Below are 18328 nucleotides of genomic sequence, written 5' to 3' on the forward strand. Positions count from 1 at the left end.
TCCGACACGCTTTTCAGGTTGTCCGTCGGAAGCGCGATCTCTAGCCTTTGTCGGTCGCTGCAAAATCAGTGACCGGGCTGTCGCGGCCTTTTAGTCTACTTGGTGCATAATCCACCGGCTCAAACCGGAGCGCTTCGGTGCTTGTCGTTTGATGTAATGGTGGCTGTGCGCGGGATACCTTCGGGTATGCCGGGTTTCCAAGTAGCTCGGTCCGCGACCCCGCGTACAGCTGCCACCCTTGATTGCTGTCGCGGCGATCAGTGGCAGCTCCATCTCATACTTGGAGCTTCACCATGATCAAACCCACCCCAAATCCCCCAAAACCTGTCACCCACAAGCCAGGCACGATGTTTGTCATCGCCCCGAATATCGACACCGAAACCTTGCTGGCCCACGCCTGTGAGTCACTGGCGTCGGCGAGTGTGATGGCGAGTGATTTCGCTGGGTTTCTGCAGGGCTCGCAGCGCAATACGATGCTGGGGATTGCGCAGGTGATCATGCTGGGTGAGCTGGCGGTGAATCGGGCGCTGGATCATCTCGATCCGCAGGATTAGTGGCCAAAGGACCTGGCCAGGGCCGTAAAGCCCGGGCCGGCCAGGACGATCAATAACGCCGGGAAGAGAAACAGCATCATCACCACGGACATTTTGGCGGACATTTTGGAGATGTATTCCTGCAGGCGCGTCAGGCGTCGGTCGTCGAGCAACTGTTTGAGCGCCAGCAGGGATTTCATCGCGCCGCCACCCTGATGGATCAATTGTTGAAGGATCACGCAGGTGTCGGTGAACTCGTCTACCGCAAGCAAGCGGGTGGTCTTGCTCAACTCTTCGCCCAGTTCCAGGCCGGAGTCGACGCGGGTCAGAATCAGGCGCAGTTCATGGGTCAGGACGGGCAGCAACTGCCTGCCCTCCTGGCTCAGCACACGCAGGGATTGCTCCACCGCCATGCCGGATTCGAACAGGGTGCGCAGCAGTGCAATGAAGGTCGAGGTTTCGGTGGCCAGTTGTTTTTGCCGACGCTGTGCGGCGGCGGCCAGCCAGCGCTTGGGCAACAGATAGCCGGCGCTGGTGGCGAGCATCGGGGCGATCCAGTGGTTCTCCACATTCGGGAAGAACAGCCCCTGGATCAGCAGGCACAAGGACAGCGCCAACATCGGCACACCCACCTGCAAGGCGGCGAACAGCGAGCGTTGGCGTACGCTGCGCCAGCCCAGGCGGTTGAGCAGGGCCTGGGTTTCGTTGTCCATTTTGACCGACTGCTGCCCCAGCCGACTGGCACCCAGGGCATGCAGCAGTTGGGTGAGGTGGCTATCACCGGGCGCCTTGCCATCCAGGCGCTGGGCCACTTGGCGTGCCCGTCGGCTTTGGTCCAGCAAGGCGCTGAGCAACAACAGCGCAGCCCCGAAAAGCAGCAGTGCGCTCACCAGCAAGAGCATCGTCATATTCATAGGCTACGCAACATGCGCCAAAGCGCCAGGCAACCGAATACCTGAAATCCGAAGGCACTCGCCAGCATGATTTGCCCCGAGCTGTCGTGCCACATGGAAAGCAGGTAGGTTGGATTGGTGAGTAGAAAGTAGCCAGCGACCGAGGCCGGCAGCAGGGCCAGGACCACGGCGGTGATGCGGGTTTCGCCGGTCATGGCCTTCAACTGGCGAGCCGCTTGCTCGCGCTCGCGGATCATCTTGATCAGGTTTTCCAACAGCTCACTGGCATTGCCGCCGTAGTGGTGGTTGACCTTCAAGCCGAGTGCGAGCAGGCGTAGTTCGTCTTTTTCGTACAGTTCGGCGAAGTCCGAAGCGGCGTCTGCCAGGCTGACCCCCAGTTGCACATTGCGTTGAATCCGGCCCATCGCATTTTTCAGCGGGTGTTCGGCCGCATCGATGGCGCCGAGCACGGCATCGGCCAGGGTTCGCCCGGACTTCAAGCTGCGTACGGCATGGTCGAGCAGCATCGGCAGTTGGTCGATCATGCGACTGAGGCGACGCTGATAACGCCAGCTGACGAATAGTCGTAGCACCACCGGAGGCACCAGCAGCGCCAGTAGCGCGCCGATCCAGCCACCCAGGGCAATCCCCAGCAGCACCCCGAGTATCCAGAACACCAGCCATTGGCCCAGGCGTTCGGTGGGGCGTCCGAGACCGGCACGCAGGAACGCCCGCTCAAGGCCCGCCCATGATGACTTCTGCACGGCCCGAAGCGGTTGTCCCTGGTTCAGGCGTCCCAGAATCCGTTCGTTGCCGGTCTGGCGCAAGCCGCTATAGAGCAGGCGCAGCGCCAGGCCGACAAAGATCAGGCAAACGAGGATGAGCAGCGCCGGTTTGAGCATGCCGTGACCTCAGTACGCCGAGGGAGACAGCGCCGAGTCCCGGCGCAATTTGTCGCCAGCCGGGTTCACGGCTTCGCGCAGGAAACCAAATCCGGTGTGGCGGTCGAAACGGAACAGTGTGTTGGTGACATACACGTCGTCGCGCACACCAACGACTTCCACCACTTCACTGACGCAGCGGCGACCGTCGGGCAGGCGCGTGAGCTGGATGACCACGTCGAGCGCCGCGCAGATCATTTGTCGCAGGGTGCGTTCGGCGATGCTGCGACCGGTCAAGCCCACCAGGGTTTCCAGGCGCAGCAGTGCATCCTGGGCGTTGTTGGCGTGTACGGTACTCATCGAACCGTCGTGGCCGGTGTTCATCGCGGTCAGCACATCGACCACTTCGACGCCGCGAATCTCACCGAGGATGATCCGGTCCGGGCGCATCCGCAGGGCGTTGCGAATCAGGTCGCTGGCTTTCACCTCGCCATGGCCTTCGGCATTCGGTGGACGGGTTTCCAGGCGCACGACGTGAGGGTGGCCCAGTTGCAGTTCGGCGACGTCTTCGATGGTGACCAGTCGTTCGTGGGGGTTGATCAACTGGCTGAGAATGTTCAGCAGCGTGGTCTTGCCGGTGCCGGTGCCGCCGCTGATCAGGATGTTGCAGCGCTTGCCCACGGCTTCATGAATGAATTCGAAGATCCCGTGATCGATGGTTTGCATCGCGATCAGGTCGGAGCTTTTGAGCATGTCCTGGCGGAACTTTCGGATCGACAGGCACGGGCCATCGAGGGCAATCGGCGGAATGATGGCGTTGACCCTGCTGCCGTCCGGCAGGCGCGCGTCGACCATGGGCGAGGACTCATCGAGACGTCGACCCAGGGGCGCGAGAATCCGTTGCATGACACGTTCGACGTGGTGCGAATCGATAAAGCGCAGGTCACTCAAGTGCAGCAAGCCTTCGCGTTCGACAAATACCCGGTGCGGCCCGTTGACCAGAATCTCGGTCACCGTCGGGTCGCGCAGCAGTACTTCCAGAGGACCGAAACCGGTGAGTTCGTCGACGATCTCTTCGGCCAGGCGCTCCATTTCATAGCGGGAAATCGCCAGGTGCAAACGCGCGATGTACTCGGCCACCTTGTCGATCACGAACTGCGACAGCGCGTGGCGCGAACCCTCCAGCAGGTTTTTCCCCGACTCTTCGATGGCGTCGATGATGTAGCGGTGCAGCACCAGTTTCAGGCCTTCGTGGTCGGTGTTGCCGACTGCGCCGCGATGGGGGGAACCGAAGAGTTTTTCACTGCTCATTGTGCGCCCCTCAAGCGGTTGAACCAGCCGGTCTTGGGTTTGGCCAGGCCTTCGGAATGCTTGGCCAGGCGCTCGCCGAGGGCGCGCAGGCCCTGGGTGAGGCCCTCGCGTGGGGCCAGTTCGAACAAGGTCAGGCCCTGGTTCTTGGCGTTGAGCCGCACTTCCGGGCTGTAGGCGAGGGTGGCGATGATCTCCAGGCCGAACGTCTTGCCCAGGGTGTCGGAGTCCGGTGCGACGCTGCGCAGGTAGCGGTCCACGAGCAGTCTGGCGTGATCGAGCTTCATGCCTTTTTCGCGCCACAAGTTGAGCACCGTGAGGTTGCGGCGGCAGTCAAGCACGTTCTGGTCGGTGTACCACAGCAGTTTGTCGCAATGGCTGACGAAGGTGCGCAGCGCCTCACTGTCGGGTTGGCCGGTGAGGTTTACCACGATGTGCTGGAAGTGTTGGCGCAGGGCACTGAGCAACATGTACAGCTCGGCGGCGCTGGTGTGTTCCAGCGGTTCGTCGCCACTGGCGTAGGCGAGGATGCGCAGCCCGGCTTCGCAACTGGTGAAGGCGCTGTCGATCAGTGTCGCGTCCAGGCGTCGCAAGTGGCGCAATGCATCGCCGAAATGAAACGAGCTTTCAAGGCCCAGCAGCGCCAGGCTATCGCCCCGGGGTAATCCAAGGTCCAGCAGCAGCGTGTGCTGACCGCTTTTTTGCACCACTTGCGCCATGTGTGTGGCCAGCAACGCGCCGTCGGCGCTGCTCTGCACGCCATACAGCACGGTCAGGCGGCCAAGGTGCGTGTTCGGCGCGACAGCGGGCAGGCGTTTGCTCAGGCGTCGCACCAGCCCCGCGACTTCACTTGAGCGTGAACCATAGGCCACGAAGTCCCTGGCCCCGGCGCGCATCGCATTGAGTACAAGCTGGTTGTCCATGCCGTCGCCCAGCGCGACGATCGCCAGCATCGGTTTGGCTTCCAGTGCGCTTTCGATCAACGCGCTTTGGGTGACCACGTGGTCGCGGTCCAGGCCGATGAACACCAGGCTGGCGCAGGTCACGTCCACCAGTGCCAACAGTTCGTCGAGGCTGCCGCCACCGGCGCTGACCACCTGGCCCAAGGGCGCAAGGGCACCTTGCAGCCATTCCAGGTCGGTACTGTTGCGTGTGATCGCGAGGAAGGTTTGACTCAGGTTCTGGCTCATTGCGGTAACTCGCTACGTGATACCGCACTCGCCGGCAGGCCGCCGAGCAAATTGGCCCGGATCAAGCCGTTGAACAGTGGCGTAAAAGGTCTGCGCATGGAAAGGCATCCTTGCTCGACTCAGGGTGTTTGTTGGGTGATCTCGTTACCGCGAATGACTTCCACGCTCTGCTTGCGCGGCGCGGCGCCAGAACTGGTAGTGACAGGTTTGGGTGGCCCGGTCATGGCCAGTTGGCTGAATTGCAACAACTCGCGGTTGGCATTGGCCAGGTTGGCGGCAGAGCCGCTGTCGCCGGCCCAGTAGCGCGCCAGGCGTTTTTCATCGGCGCTACGCACGGCCAGGCGCAGCACGCCGGCCTGGGTCGCGAGCATCAGGCGGCTCACCAGTTGTTCAGGAACGGCGAGCAACACGGTCCGCGCCGCGGCGCGGGATTGATCCTGTTTGAGTTTTTCATCGGCGTTGCGCGCCGGGCTGGAAGGCTGGCCGTCGTTGGTCAACCCCAATTGCTCGCCGACCCCGAGCACCCGCAAGGCCGGCACTACGAGTTGAGCCGTTGGCTGAGGATTGAGGGTGTCCATGCGCAGGAACAGCAGCACATCGACATAGTCCCCCGGCGTCAGTTGCCCGCCGACTATGACCACTTCGTCTGTGGCGACCGCGAGGGCGCGCTCATTGGGGCGGATCATCCGCGACAGCTTGCTGCCGGCTTCGAAGCTTTCGTCGTTGAGCCAGCTGCCGGCGGTGAGGGCGCGCCAGGGGGTACGGCCAATCGCCTGGTCGAGGCTGGTCAGGCTGCCGACCGGGGCGGTGTGCAACTGTTCCAGGACGACATCGGCGGGGGTGACCGGGGTATATGGCGCGACATCGTTGACCAGCACGACCACCGGATGGCGGGGCGGGTCATTTGCCGACAGAGGTGCCTGTGGGATGGCCAGCAGTGCATTGGCGGTGGATTGGGCAACGGCCTCGGGGGCCGGTTGGCGACTCAATGAGAGTCCCCAGTAGCCGGTAATGATGGCGCCGACCAGAAACAGTCCGGCGAGGCCCAGAGTGACACGGCTGTTCATGAAGGCTCTCCCTTTCCTGCTGCGCAAACCTCGTCAAGTCCAACGAGACAACTTCGCAATCAGGCAGCTATGAACATGGAACTATTTCGCTATTTGACCGTAGCGCAGGTAGAGCAAAATGCCATTAGTGCGGGGAAAATATCTAACGGAAGTGCAAAGTTGCGATAAAACGACCTGTTTTTGACGTCAACGAAACGGTTAATGCTTTCGTATTAATGCGTATTTACAGTTGTTGGGCCTGGGAATGCCGACAATGCTGGTGCTGGCACTGGGGAATCATGTTGCGTCCGTGCAACACCCGTCGTCGTCCAGGAGAAATGCCATGTCTTTTTCCAAGCTTGCTGAGAAGGTCAAATCCGGGATCGCTTTTTACAAGGGCCTGGCCAAGGATACCGAGGGTGCGTCCGGTATTGAGTACGCGATCATTGCGGCCATGGTCGCGGTGGTGCTCGCTGGTTTCAGTACGGGTGTCCAGACTGCTATCACGACCACGTTCACTGCGATTCAAGCCGCATTGTGACAAGGAAGTCGACAATTTGCTGTTGCCTCACAGGGTTTCTAACGTCAGTGCTTCGTCCAATGCAGGTGTTACCTCATGAACACTCTCGCACAGCCACGCCAACAGTTGCTTCTGGTGGATGACGAAGAGGACGCATTGCTTGAGTTGGCGGAGTTGCTGGAGGGTGAGGGGTTCAACTGCTTTACGGCCACTTCGGTCAAGCTCGCGCTGCAGCATCTGACCCGGCATCCCGATATCGCTTTGGTGATCACCGATTTGCGCATGCCGGAGGAGAGCGGCATGTCGTTGATCAAGCGCTTGCGCGAGCATACGTCGCGCCAGCATTTGCCGGTGATTGTGATGTCGGGGCATGCGGGCATGGATGATGTCAGTGACATGTTGCGCTTGCAGGTGCTGGATCTTTTTCGCAAGCCGATTTATCACGTGCGGTTGTTGGAGACGCTCAATAATCTGTTTCCTCAGCCGCAGGTTTATCTGGTCAAGCGTTGACTTGGCGGCCTCTGAGCCGACCATGTTGGTGGTTTGGGTTGAGTACATATCCATTTCTGCGGTAACGGCGGCTGGCGGTTTCGCCCTTACGGCGACTCACTTTTTTACAAGCGCCTAAAAAAGTAAGCAAAAAACGCTCGCCCCTTACGTACGGCCCCTCGCTAAGGCTCGGGGTTCCTTCGCTGCGGTATTCATCCGGGGGCATTGCCCTCCGGTCGGCTTCGCTTCGACCTACATGCAATGAGTTCGACTGCGTCGAACGGCGCTGCGCGCCAATCCCCGGATAAACACCTCCACTCAGCCTTCCGAGGGGGCGGGTGGATCAAGATCAAGAGCTGCAGGCGAGCTAACGCTCGGCCTGATGAGTGGTGAAGAGCGTGGGTGTACGCCGACCTGCCTTTGCTCTTCTGTGGGAGCGGCGGTGTGGCGATCCGACTTGCCCGCGAAGACTGCCTGCCGGCCGACCTGAACCTGGCGGATGTACCTTGGCCCTGTGGGAGCGGGCTTGCCCGCGAAGGCGGCCTGAAAGCCGACCTGATTATCTGAGTGTACGCAGCCCATCAGGAGCACGCTTCCTCACCATGAATATCAGCCGTTCAGGCCACCGGTCGCCAATGCCCGACCATATGCTCCAGCTCCCCGAGACCCACCAATTGAAAGTCCCCACTCGGCCCCGGCGTACTGGCCAGCAACGTCATTTCACTGGGCAGCCGTACCGGCTTCTTGAACTGCACTTCGATCTCGACATTCGCCACAGGCAGATGCCCGGCCAGCGCAGCCAGGGTGCGCGCCTTGTTCCACAGGCCATGGGCGATGGCGGTCGGGAAGCCGAAGAGTCGGGCGCTGGCCGCGCTCAGGTGAATCGGGTTGTAGTCGCCGGACACCTTGGCGTATTGCCGGCCGATGTCCGAGGGCGCTTTCCAGTGCTCGACTTCGCTCAGGGCCAGGCTCGGTACCAGGCTCTCTTCGAGCGGTTCGCCCTCGAGTTTGACGCCGCGACAGAGCATCCGGCTTTCTGCTTCCCACAGCGGGCCCAACTGATCGTCGAGTGTGGTCAGCAAATCGAACGTTGCGCCTTTGGCGTGGGGTAGCAGGTTCTGCACTTGCACGCTGACGCGCACCCGACTCACCCCGCCCATGGGGCGCAGTACACGAATGCGGTTGCTCAGGTGAATCAGACCCAACAGCGGGAACGGGAAGTCCCTGGCTGTGAGCAGTTGCATCTGCAAGGCAAACCCGAGGATGTGCGGGTAGGTCGGCGGCAGCAGGCCGTTGTCGGCGAAACCACAGACCTTGCGATAGGCCGCCAGGCGCTTGGGATCGACTTCGACCCAGCAACGCAACCCCGAATCGGGCAGGTGGCTGCCAGTGATTTTGCGCCGCGTCGCCGCTCGTGCGTACAACCCCGGCAGGCCGGGTTCGCGGTTGAGTGTGTGCCAGTCGGTGATCATCCTTAAGCTCCCAGAACGCTTTGCCCACATACGCGCAATGCTTGCCCGGTGAACGCGCCGGTGCCCGGTTGCGCGAGCCAGGCCACGGCCTCGGCGACGTCCTGCGGCAGGCCGCCCTGGCCCAGCGAACTCATGCGCCGTCCGGCTTCGCGCAGGCCGAAGGGAATGTGTGCGGTCATCTGCGTTTCGATGAACCCCGGCGCCACGGCGTTGATGCTGATGCCGCGCTCTTGGAGCAGCGGCGCCCAGGCTTGTGCCATACCGATCAACCCGGCCTTGCTCGCCGCGTAATTGGTTTGCCCGCGATTGCCGGCGATGCCGCTGATGGACGCCAGCAGGATCACCCGGCCGTTGTCGTGCAGGGTGCCGCTGTCGAGCAGGGCTTTGGTCAGCACTTGCGGCGCATTGAGGTTGACCGCCAGCACCGCGTCCCAGAATTCCGGGGTCATGTTGGCCAGGGTTTTATCCCGGGTGATGCCGGCGTTGTGCACTACGATGTCGAGGCCATCGGGCAATTGTTCGATCAACTGCGCGGCGGCGTCTTCGGCGCAGATGTCGAGGGTGATGCTGCGCCCGCCGAGGCGCGCGGCGAGCGCTTCGAGATCGGTTTTGGCCGCAGGCACGTCGAGCAGGGTGACGTCGGCACCATCACGGGCCAGGGTTTCGGCGATGGCGGCACCGATACCGCGTGCTGCGCCGGTAACCAGAGCCTTGCGCCCAGCGAGCGGGCGTGTCCAGTCGGTGACTGGCGTCGCGCACGGATTCAAGCGAATGACCTGCCCGGACACGAAGGCGCTTTTCGGCGAGAGGAAAAACCGCAGCGGGCCTTCCAGCTGCGCCTCGGCACCTTCGCCGACGTAGATCAATTGCAGGGTGGCACCGCTGCGTAATTCCTTGGCCAGGGAACGGCCGAAACCTTCCAGGGCACGCTGTGCACTGGCGGCGAACGGGTCGCGCAGGGTTTGCGGGTCACGCCCGAGAATCACCAGGTGCGCACAGTGTTCGAGGTTCTTCATCAGCGGCTGGAAAAACTCGCGCAGTTGCTTGAGCTGATCGGTGTGCAGCAGGTCACTGGCGTCGAATACCACGGCCTTGAGTTTCGGTCCGTGGCCGGGAATCCAGGCCGTGGCCATCGAAGGCTCGGTGCCGTAGCTGTAGATCGCGTCGGTCAGGCGGTTGGCGAAGGCGTTGACGTGTTCGGTCAACGGCCCGCCGCCGATCAGCAGTGCGCCTTCCACAGGTCGCAACCGGCCCGCTTGCCAGCGCTCAAGCCTGGTCGGCGTCGGCAACCCCAGGGCGCCGACCAGGCGGTGGCCGATGGACGAATTGGCGAAGTCGATATAGCGGTCAGACATGGAACGCGCTCCGAAAGCTGGGGATCAAAGTGTGGACCACGAATGGCGATCAGTCGTTCGATCCACGAGATAAGGCCTACGCTTGGTCATTGTAGGAGCTGCCGAAGGCTGCGATCTGTTGATCTTGATTCCAAAAAAGCCAAGTCAAAAGATCGCAGCCTTCGGCAGCTCCTACAGGGGGAGTTTCAATTTTGGCAATTTCATCAGGAGCTTTTCATGACCCAACTGCGCCGCGTCGCGATCATCGGCGGTAACCGGATTCCCTTCGCCCGCTCCAATGGCCCCTACGCCACGGCCAGTAACCAGGTGATGCTCACCGCCGCCCTCGAAGGCCTGATCGAGCGTTACAACCTGCACGGCCAGCGCATCGGCGAGGTGGTCGCCGGGGCGGTGCTCAAATTGTCGCGGGACATGAACCTCACACGTGAGTGCGTACTGGGTTCGCGACTGTCGCCCGCCACCCCGGCCTATGACATCCAGCAGGCGTGCGGCACCGGGTTGGAGGCCGCGCTGCTGGTGGCGAACAAGATTGCCCTGGGGCAGATCGACTGTGGCATTGCCGGTGGCGTGGACACTACCTCGGATGCGCCGATCAGCGTCAGCGAAGGCCTGCGCAAAATACTTCTGCAAGCCAACCGCGCGAAAACCACCGGCGACAAACTGAAAACCTTCCTGCAGTTGCGTCCCAAGCATCTGCTTCCCGAGTTCCCGCGCAACGGCGAGCCGCGTACCGGGTTGTCCATGGGACAGCATTGCGAGTTGATGGCGCAGACCTGGGACATCCCGCGCGAAGCACAGGATCAATTAGCGTTCGAGAGCCATCAGAAACTGGCCGCGTCCTACGCCGAGGGCTGGCACAACGACCTGATGACACCCTTCCTGGGTCTGACCCGCGACAACAACCTGCGCCCGGACTCCACGCTGGAAAAGCTCGCTGCGCTCAAGCCGGCCTACGAGAAAAGCGCCAAGGGCACCCTGACCGCCGGCAACTCCACGCCACTGACCGATGGTGCGTCACTGGTGCTGTTGGGCAGCGAGGAATGGGCCAAGGCACGCGGCTTACCCATCCTGGCCTACTGGCGTGACGGCGAGGCGGCGGCGGTGGATTTCGTCAACGGCGCCGAGGGCTTGTTGATGGCACCGGTCTACGCCGTGCCCCGGTTGCTGGCGCGCAATGGCCTGACCTTGCAGGACTTCGACTACTACGAAATCCACGAAGCCTTCGCCGCGCAGGTGCTGTGCACCTTGAAGGCCTGGGAAGATCCCGAGTACTGCAAAACCCGTCTCGGGCTCGATGCGGCGCTGGGCTCGATCGACCGCAGCAGGCTCAACGTCAAGGGCAGTTCATTGGCGGCGGGGCATCCGTTTGCCGCCACGGGCGGGCGCATCGTCGCCAACCTGGCGAAGTTGCTGGATGCGGCGGGCAAGGGGCGGGGACTGATTTCGATCTGCGCGGCGGGCGGGCAGGGCGTGACCGCCATCCTCGAACGCTGAACACGAAAAAATGTGGAGGCCGCTCCACAGGTTTTTTACCAGGCTCAGATTATGTGAACGACACTGAAGCCTTGTGGGAGCGAGCTTGCTCGCGATGGGGCCATCAGCTTCAACATCTATGTTGACTGATATACCGCCATCGCGAGCAAGGGTTGATGGTGTGCCGGCTGATCAGGTCCGGAACCTGCGCACCAACCCGTCCAGCTCATTCGACAACCCGGCCAGGCTCTGGGAGTCCAGGCGCGCCGAGTTGGCCAGTTCCGCCACCAATTGCGCATCGCCATGGATCTGGCTGATGTGCCGGTTGATGTCTTCGGCCACTTGATGCTGTTGTTCCGCCGCCGTGGCGATCTGGGTGTTCATATCGCGGATCACGTCCACCGACTCGCGGATCTGTCCGAAGCTGTTGCGTGCCTCGCCGATGCGGGTCACCGATTGCTGGGATACTTCCAGGCTGGCGTGCATCTGATGGGCCACCTGGCTGGTGCGTTTGGCCAGATTGCCCAGCAGTCCGTCGATTTCCGCCGTGGAGTCGGCGGTGCGCTTGGCCAAGGCCCGCACTTCGTCGGCCACCACGGCAAAGCCGCGTCCCTGTTCACCGGCACGGGCCGCTTCGATCGCGGCGTTCAGCGCCAGCAGGTTGGTCTGTTCGGCGATCGAACGGATGGTCCCCAGGATCGACTGAATGTCGTTGCTGTCGCGTTCGAGCTGTTGCATCGACTGGGCCGACTGTTCGATTTCCTGGCTCAGGCGATCCACGCTGTTCACCGCCGCGTCGATCTGCTGCTGACCTTCGCGCGCCTGGCGCTGGCCGCTGTCGGCAGACTCCGCGGCCTGGCTGCAAGAGCGCGCGACTTCGTTGGCGGTGGCGACCATTTCGTGGAACGCCGTGGAGACCATGTCCACCGCTTCACGCTGGCGTCCGGCGGCTTCGGCCATGTCGCTGGAGACCTGGGTCGAACTCTTGGACGTGGCGAGGATCTTGCCCGCCGCGCCGCCGATGTTCTGGATCAGGTTGCGAATCGCGGTCAGGAACTGGTTGAACCAGTTGGCCAGTTGCGCGGTTTCATCGTTGCCACGGATTTGCAGGTTCTGGGTCAGGTCGCCTTCGCCCTGGGCGATGCCTTCCAGGCCGCTGGCCACGCTACGGATCGGGCGCACGATGAGGCTGGCGAAACTGGCGCCGACGACGGCGAAGATGACAGCCAGGACGGCGGCGATGATGGCGATCAACCAGGTCAACTGGGTCGCGGAGCTCATCACGTCGTCCTGTTTGATCAGGCCGATGAAGGTCCAGCCCAGTTGCTCCGATGGCCAGACGTTGGCCATGTAGTGCTCGCCGTTCAGCTCCACTTCCACCAGGCCCTTGCCGGCCTTGGCCAGTTGCGCGTAGCCGTCGCCAAGGCTGTTCAGCGGTTTGAAGTTGTGTTCCGGATGTTTCGGGTCCACCAGGACCATGCCGGTGTTTTCCAGCAGCATCAGGTAGCCGGTTTCACCGAGCTTGATCTGCTTGACGATTTCGGTGAGCTGCTTGAGCGTCACGTCGATGCTGACCACGCCACCGTTGGTGCCCAGTTTGTTGTCGATGGTGCGCACGGTGCTGACGTAGGTCGCGTCGTCCTGGGCCCAGTAGTAAGCCTCGGTGCGGAACGGCTTGCCCGGTTTGGCCTGGGCGGCCTTGTACCAGGGGCGCTGGCGCGGGTCGTAGTTATTGAGCTTCGGATCATCCGGCCACGACACATAGCCGCCCGCCGCGGTGCCGAGGATGGCATAGGCATAGGCCGGGTGGCTGTTGCCCAGGTCCTGGAGCAGGGCGAAGACTTTTTTGTCCGCCTCGCCCTGGGGGACGCTCTCGGCGTTGGCGGCCATGTAAGTCTTGAGGCTGTCGTCGGAGTTGCGGATCAGCGGTTGCTTGGCCAGGTAATCGACGTTCTGGCTGATGCCGTCAAAGAACAATTGCATGGCGTTGCTGACCTGACGAATCTCGCGGGCACTGCCGTCGACGAATTCGTCCCTGGCATCACTGCGCAGGTTCAGCACAACGAGGGTGGCGACCAGCACCACGGGCAGGCAGGCGATGATTGCAAACGCCCAGGTCAACTTCTGTTTGATGTTCATCCGCGCTCCAGATTTTCTTGTCGGCCCACGCAGTGCAGATGACTCGCGGTTTATTGGCAGCCGTAAACGTTCTTGGTCAACCCGGATCCTTGAGTGCGGCATCGCTATTGTTGGGGGAGCGATTGTCGGACAAATCACTTTGTCACTTAGGGCTTCGGCCGTTGTCGGAGGAAATTGAGGTCTGTTGGGAAAAATCCTACGGAAGGCATGAGTTGTGTTGTCAGCTTCTGTCGCAATTGCCCTCAATGCCCCTGCACAACAAGTGACGCAGGCTCGGCTATGATCTGGAACGACCCATGGCGGTCGTCGGTTTTACCTGATGAAATCGGTACATTGTGTGCATCTGCAATGTTCATAAGTCGGCAACCCCTCCCCCCCGTGAGTGGATTGCCGTATAACGAATGACTTTCGCGTGTTTGGTAATAAAGGACCCACAATAAAAGCTGATGAAGACTCCAAAACGCATTGAACCCCTGATCGAGGACGGTCTGGTCGACGAGGTGCTGCGCCCACTCATGAGTGGTAAAGAAGCAGCTGTTTATGTGGTGCGCTGCGGCAACGAGTTGCGTTGCGCGAAGGTCTACAAGGAGGCGAATAAACGTAGTTTCCGTCAGGCGGCCGAGTACCAGGAAGGCCGCAAGGTGCGCAACAGCCGTCAGGCCCGTGCGATGGCCAAGGGCTCCAAGTTTGGCCGCAAGGAAACCGAGGACGCCTGGCAGAACGCCGAAGTGGCGGCGCTGTTCCGTCTGGCCAATGCCGGTGTGCGGGTGCCCAAGCCGTTCGACTTTCTCGAAGGCGTGCTGCTCATGGAGCTGGTGGCCGACGAGTATGGTGATGCCGCGCCGCGTCTGAACGATGTGGTGCTGGAGCCGGATCAGGCCCGCGAATATCACGCGTATCTGATTTCCCAGATCGTGCTGATGCTGTGTACCGGTCTGGTGCACGGCGACCTGTCCGAGTTCAACGTCCTGCTGACGCCGACTGGCCCGGTGATCATTGATCTGCCGCAGGCGGTGGACGCGGCGGGCAACAACCACGCGTTCAGCATGCTGGAGCGGGATGTGGGCAACATGGCGTCCTACTTCGGACGGTTTGCGCCGGAGTTGAAGAAGACCAGGTACGCCAAGGAAATGTGGGCCTTGTACGAGGCCGGCACCTTGCACCCGGCCAGTGTCCTGACCGGCGAGTTCGCCGAAACGCAAGAGCTGGCCGACGTGGGCGGCATCATGCGCGAGATCGAGGCCGCGCGCCTGGATGAAGAGCGCAAGCAAGCCGTACGCGCGGCGGACGATGCTCCGCCGGGCAAGACCGAAGAACCGCCTCCGCCATGGATGCAGTGATCGGTTAAAGAAAAACCCGGCTTCGGCCGGGTTTTTTGTGCCCAACTGGCAGCTCCTACCTATAGGCCTATTTCAGGGGCAACACCCCGACTCCAGATTCTTCAGAATCGGGCAATCCGGCCGATGATCGCCATGGCAGTGCTCGACCAGGTCCTGCAAGGTGTCGCGCAACTGGCCCAACTCGCGGATCTTCTGGTTCAACTCGTCGATGTGCTGGCGGGCCAGCGCTTTCACATCGGCGCTGGCGCGCTGGCGGTCTTGCCAGAGGGTCAGCAACTTGCCGACTTCTTCAAGGGAAAACCCCAGGTCCCGCGAGCGCTTGATGAACGCCAGGGTGTGCAGGTCGTCATCGCCGTATACCCGGTAGCCGCTGTCGGTGCGATGGGCTGCCTTGAGCAGGCCGATGGATTCGTAATAACGGATCATCTTTGCACTCAGGCCGCTGTGGCGGGCCGCTTGGCCGATGTTCATCGGTTGTCCTCCAGGTCCTTGGGTTTCCAGGTTTTCAACAGTAGCGCATTGCTCACCACACTGACGCTCGACAACGCCATGGCCGCACCGGCCAGCACTGGATTGAGGAAGCCGAACGCCGCCAGCGGAATGCCGATCAGGTTATAGACGAAGGCCCAGAACAGGTTCTGCCGGATCTTGGCGTAGGTCTTGCGGCTGATCTCCAATGCGGCCGGCACCAGTCGCGGATCGCCGCGCATCAGGGTGATGCCGGCCGCGTGCATGGCGACGTCGGTGCCACCCCCCATGGCGATGCCGATGTCGGCCGCTGCCAGTGCCGGGGCGTCGTTGATGCCGTCGCCGACCATTGCCACCACGCCGGTTTGTTTCAGTGCGGCGACTGTGGCGGCTTTGTCTGCCGGCAGCACTTCGGCATGCACATCCTGGATGCCCAGCGCCTCGGCGACCGCCTTGGCGCTGCCACGATTGTCGCCGGTCAGCAGGTGGCTGCTGATGTTCCGTGCGTTCAGTTGTTGCACCGCTTGCAGCGCGCCGGGCTTGAGGGTGTCACCGAAGGCGAACAGGCCCAGCACCTGTGGTTCGGGGGATTGTTCGATCAGCCAGGACAAGGTCCGGCCTTCGCTTTCCCACGCGGTCGCCGAGTCGGCCAATGGCCCTGCATGCAAGCCGCTGTCTTCCAGCAGGCGCCGATTGCCCAGCGCCAGGCGACGCCCATCGAGGTTGCCGGCGATACCACGACCGGTCAGGGACTGGCTGTCGCTGACATCGGCCACCTTCAATCCACGCTCGGCACAGGCATCCAGAACAGCCTTGGCCAGCGGGTGCTCACTGCCGCGTTGCAGGGCGCCGGCCAATTGCAGCAGGCTCGCCTCATTCCCGTCGATGGCACTCAGATGAGCAATGCGCGGGGCGCCGGAGGTCAGGGTGCCGGTCTTGTCGAACACCACCGCGCTGACTTCATGGGCACGCTCCAGTGCTTCGGCATCTTTGATCAAAATCCCGTGGCGCGCCGCCACGCCGGTTCCCGCCATGATCGCCGTCGGCGTGGCCAGGCCCAGGGCGCACGGGCAGGCGATCACCAGCACCGCCACGGCATTGATCAGCGCGGTCTCCATCGGCGCGCCGTACAGCCACCAGCCGATCAGGGTGGCCAGGGCAATCAGCAGCACGGTGGGCACGAATACCTGGCTGACTTTATCCACCAGTTTCTGGATCGGCGCTTTTGCGGCCTGTGCGTCTTCCACCAGACGGATGATCCGCGCCAGTACGGTTTCCGCACCGAGGGCCTGGGTGCGCACCAGCAACCGGCCTTCACCGTTGATCGCGCCACCGGTGACTTTGTCGCCGGGCTGCTTAGGCACCGGCAGGCTCTCGCCGCTGATCAGGGCCTCATCGGCGTGGCTCTGGCCTTCAACCACTTCGCCGTCCACCGGGAAGCGTTCGCCGGGTTTGACCATCACCAGGTCATTGAGGCGCAGGGCGCTGATGGCGACGTCTTGCTCGTGGCCATCGGTCACCCGAATCGCCCGTTCCGGGCGCAAGGCTTCGAGGGCTCGGATGGCGCTGGCGGTCTGGCGCTTGGCGCGGCTTTCCAGGTACTTGCCCAGCAGCACCAGGGCAATCACCACCGCCGAGGCTTCGAAATAAAGATGCGGCATGCGCCCGGCGGCGGTGGCCCATTCGTACAGGCTCAAGCCATAACCGGCGCTGGTACCCAGGGCCACCAGCAGGTCCATGTTGCCGGCTCCGGCGCGCACGGCTTTCCAGGCGGCGACGTAGAACCGCGCTCCGAAGATAAATTGCACCGGCGTGGCCAAGGCGAATTGCGCCCAGGCCGGGAGCATCCAGTGCACACCGAATGGCTGCAGCAGCATCGGCAATACCAGTGGCAAGGCGAGGGCAAAGGCGATGATCAAGGCCAGGCGTTCGCGGTGCAGGCGCTGTTGCTGATTGTCGGTTGGCGGGTGTTCGGCTTCCCAGATGCTGGCGCTGTAGCCAGCCTTTGTCACAGCGGCGATCAAGGTCTGCGGATCGACCTGGCCGAGCAGTTCAAGGTGGGCGCGTTCGTTGGCCAGGTTGACGCTGACGCTTTTCACACCGGCCACCTTGCCCAGCGCACGTTCGACCCGACCGACGCAGGACGCGCAGGTCATGCCGTCGATGCTCAGTTCCAGGCTCTGTTGCGGCACGCTGTAGCCGGCCTTGGCCACGGCATCCATCAGGGCCGGCAAGCTGTCGCTGGGTGCCTGGACCCGCGCCTGCTCAGTGGCGAGGTTGACGCTGACGGCACTGGCGCCAATGACTTTGCTCAAGGCGCGCTCGACCCGCCCGGCGCAGCTGGCGCAGGTCATGCCGGCAATCGGCAGGTCGAACGTGGTGGATTCGGACATCGGTCGCACTCCCTGTAGTAGATGACCACAGGATCAACCTTGCCATGCTGGCAAGGTCAAGTGCCATGATTCAGATCAAGCCGCCGCTCAGTAGCCGAGACCGGCGCGCTTGAGGTACATCCCTTCCTGCGTCATCGCGATCCGGTACTTGAGCACATCCCCGGCCTTGAGCTGGATATCCTGTGAGCCCGGAGCGAGCATGCCCGGATTGCAACCCGGCATCTGACCCGGAAGCAACTTGAGGCGCAGCGAGACGATGCCCGGCGGCAGGTTGAACGAGGTGCTCTGTTCCTGAAACAGTCGTGCCGCCAGTTGATCCTGGATGTACACACCGATCTCGCAGCTGGTCGCGACTTCCAGTCGCTCGCGGGAAATGATCAGCACGCCATAATCCTGAGCGGCATTGACCGAAGGCATGGCGGCGAAAAGGCTGAGAAAGCCAAACAGGCTGAAAACTGACCAGCGCATGGCTGAATCTCCTGAGTTCGAGTCATTGATGGACGCAGCTTGGCCGAGCGTCGCGCCGATTGCCAGCCCGGCAGCTAACTTCAGAACTTGACCTTGCCATGGTGGCAAGCTCGAAACTGGGCTCAACCCTCGGAAAAGGAGTCATCCCATGCAAGTGTTCAACGTTGAAGGCATGTCTTGTGGTCACTGCGTCAAGGCCATTACCCAGGCAGTCCAGGCTAAAGACCCTGCGGCCAGTGTGCGGGTCGATCTGGCGGCCAGGGAGGTCGGTGTCGAAAGTGCGCTGACCGCCGAACAGGTGATCGAGGCGATCAGTGAAGAGGGTTACGGCGTCAAACTGGCCTGAATTTGATAGTTAGC

At 62.2% G+C, this 18328-nt stretch carries 18 protein-coding genes and 1 pseudogene; 7 read left to right on the forward strand and 12 right to left on the reverse strand.

All coding sequences use genetic code 11. From position 1 onward, the window contains the following. Positions 1–293 precede the first annotated feature (293 nt). Positions 294–554: a DUF6124 family protein gene (locus ACM6G4_RS18445; RefSeq protein WP_414914275.1), complete on the forward strand. Its 261-nt coding sequence runs from the start codon at positions 294–296 to the stop codon at positions 552–554. Here the strand turns inward: ACM6G4_RS18445 and ACM6G4_RS18450 are convergent. The 5 genes from ACM6G4_RS18450 to cpaB all read right to left on the reverse strand — a co-directional run bounded on the left by ACM6G4_RS18450 (position 551) and on the right by cpaB (position 5872). Then, positions 551–1441, reverse strand: a complete 891-nt coding sequence (locus tag ACM6G4_RS18450; RefSeq protein ID WP_414914276.1) for a type II secretion system F family protein — start codon at positions 1439–1441, stop codon at positions 551–553. The two genes, ACM6G4_RS18445 and ACM6G4_RS18450, sit on opposite strands and share 4 nt — an antisense overlap. A 2-nt stretch (positions 1442–1443) precedes the next feature. Then, positions 1444–2328 carry a type II secretion system F family protein gene (locus tag ACM6G4_RS18455; protein WP_414914277.1) on the reverse strand — a complete coding sequence of 295 codons (885 nt, stop codon included), beginning with the start codon at positions 2326–2328 and terminating at the stop codon, positions 1444–1446. 9 nt (positions 2329–2337) lie between these two features. Continuing rightward, on the reverse strand, positions 2338–3618 hold the full coding sequence (locus ACM6G4_RS18460; RefSeq protein ID WP_414914278.1) for a CpaF family protein: 1281 nt from the start codon (positions 3616–3618) through the stop codon (positions 2338–2340). Further along, positions 3615–4805 (reverse strand): AAA family ATPase, encoded by a 1191-nt coding sequence (locus ACM6G4_RS18465; RefSeq protein WP_414914279.1) that lies wholly within the window; start codon positions 4803–4805, stop codon positions 3615–3617. Before ACM6G4_RS18465 ends, ACM6G4_RS18460 begins: the two co-directional genes overlap by 4 nt. Before the next feature lie 119 nt (positions 4806–4924). After that, entirely contained in the window at positions 4925–5872 is a 948-nt protein-coding gene (cpaB, locus tag ACM6G4_RS18470; RefSeq protein WP_414914280.1) for a Flp pilus assembly protein CpaB, read from the reverse strand. Between the two features lie 322 nt (positions 5873–6194). On the opposite strand from cpaB, the gene ACM6G4_RS18475 reads away from it, so the two are divergent. From ACM6G4_RS18475 to ACM6G4_RS18485, 3 genes are all read left to right on the forward strand, one after another. After that, a complete protein-coding gene (locus ACM6G4_RS18475; RefSeq protein ID WP_414914281.1) occupies positions 6195–6392 on the forward strand; it encodes a Flp family type IVb pilin in 198 nt (65 codons plus the stop codon). Positions 6393–6467: 75 nt separating this feature from the next. Next, the gene (locus ACM6G4_RS18480; protein ID WP_414914282.1) at positions 6468–6881 is read left to right on the forward strand and encodes a response regulator; all 414 of its coding nucleotides are present in this window, start codon (positions 6468–6470) and stop codon (positions 6879–6881) included. A gap of 423 nt (positions 6882–7304) precedes the next feature. Then, complete coding sequence (locus tag ACM6G4_RS18485) at positions 7305–7427, forward strand: hypothetical protein (RefSeq protein ID WP_414914283.1); 123 nt, start codon at positions 7305–7307, stop codon at positions 7425–7427. A 50-nt stretch (positions 7428–7477) separates the two neighbouring features. On the opposite strand, the gene ACM6G4_RS18490 is transcribed toward ACM6G4_RS18485, so the two are convergent. Both ACM6G4_RS18490 and ACM6G4_RS18495 read right to left on the reverse strand, forming a co-directional pair. Then, positions 7478–8332, reverse strand: a complete 855-nt coding sequence (locus ACM6G4_RS18490; protein ID WP_414914284.1) for a MaoC family dehydratase — start codon at positions 8330–8332, stop codon at positions 7478–7480. A 2-nt stretch (positions 8333–8334) separates the two neighbouring features. After that, the gene (locus ACM6G4_RS18495; RefSeq protein WP_223541695.1) at positions 8335–9687 is read right to left on the reverse strand and encodes a 3-oxoacyl-ACP reductase; all 1353 of its coding nucleotides are present in this window, start codon (positions 9685–9687) and stop codon (positions 8335–8337) included. 216 nt (positions 9688–9903) lie between these two features. Between ACM6G4_RS18495 and ACM6G4_RS18500 the strand changes: the two genes are divergently transcribed. Beyond that, on the forward strand, positions 9904–11181 hold the full coding sequence (locus tag ACM6G4_RS18500; protein ID WP_414914285.1) for an acetyl-CoA C-acetyltransferase: 1278 nt from the start codon (positions 9904–9906) through the stop codon (positions 11179–11181). 171 nt (positions 11182–11352) lie between these two features. Here the strand turns inward: ACM6G4_RS18500 and ACM6G4_RS18505 are convergent, their stop codons facing one another. Both ACM6G4_RS18505 and ACM6G4_RS18510 read right to left on the reverse strand, forming a co-directional pair. After that, complete coding sequence (locus tag ACM6G4_RS18505; protein WP_414914300.1) at positions 11353–12120, reverse strand: methyl-accepting chemotaxis protein; 768 nt, start codon at positions 12118–12120, stop codon at positions 11353–11355. Positions 12121–12210: 90 nt separating this feature from the next. After that, positions 12211–13401: pseudogene (locus ACM6G4_RS18510) on the reverse strand (cache domain-containing protein); the annotation flags it as partial. A 344-nt stretch (positions 13402–13745) separates the two neighbouring features. Here ACM6G4_RS18510 and ACM6G4_RS18515 point away from each other — a divergent pair. Then, positions 13746–14639: a PA4780 family RIO1-like protein kinase gene (locus ACM6G4_RS18515; RefSeq protein ID WP_056725232.1), complete on the forward strand. Its 894-nt coding sequence runs from the start codon at positions 13746–13748 to the stop codon at positions 14637–14639. Positions 14640–14711: 72 nt separating this feature from the next. Here the strand turns inward: ACM6G4_RS18515 and cueR are convergent, their stop codons facing one another. The 3 genes from cueR to ACM6G4_RS18530 form a co-directional block, all read right to left on the reverse strand. Next, positions 14712–15110, reverse strand: a complete 399-nt coding sequence (gene cueR / locus ACM6G4_RS18520; RefSeq protein WP_414914286.1) for a Cu(I)-responsive transcriptional regulator — start codon at positions 15108–15110, stop codon at positions 14712–14714. Then, positions 15107–17500, reverse strand: a complete 2394-nt coding sequence (locus ACM6G4_RS18525; RefSeq protein WP_409078605.1) for a heavy metal translocating P-type ATPase — start codon at positions 17498–17500, stop codon at positions 15107–15109. The genes cueR and ACM6G4_RS18525 overlap by 4 nt, the downstream gene beginning before the upstream one ends. An 87-nt stretch (positions 17501–17587) precedes the next feature. Then, a complete protein-coding gene (locus ACM6G4_RS18530; RefSeq protein WP_414914287.1) occupies positions 17588–17968 on the reverse strand; it encodes a hypothetical protein in 381 nt (126 codons plus the stop codon). 148 nt (positions 17969–18116) lie between these two features. Here ACM6G4_RS18530 and ACM6G4_RS18535 point away from each other — a divergent pair, with 148 nt between their 5' ends. Then, on the forward strand, positions 18117–18314 hold the full coding sequence (locus ACM6G4_RS18535) for a cation transporter (RefSeq protein ID WP_046043755.1): 198 nt from the start codon (positions 18117–18119) through the stop codon (positions 18312–18314). Positions 18315–18328 lie beyond the last annotated feature (14 nt).

Origin of the sequence: Pseudomonas sp. IT-P258 (assembly GCF_949767825.1) — a bacterium.
GTDB lineage: Bacteria > Pseudomonadota > Gammaproteobacteria > Pseudomonadales > Pseudomonadaceae > Aquipseudomonas > Aquipseudomonas monachiensis.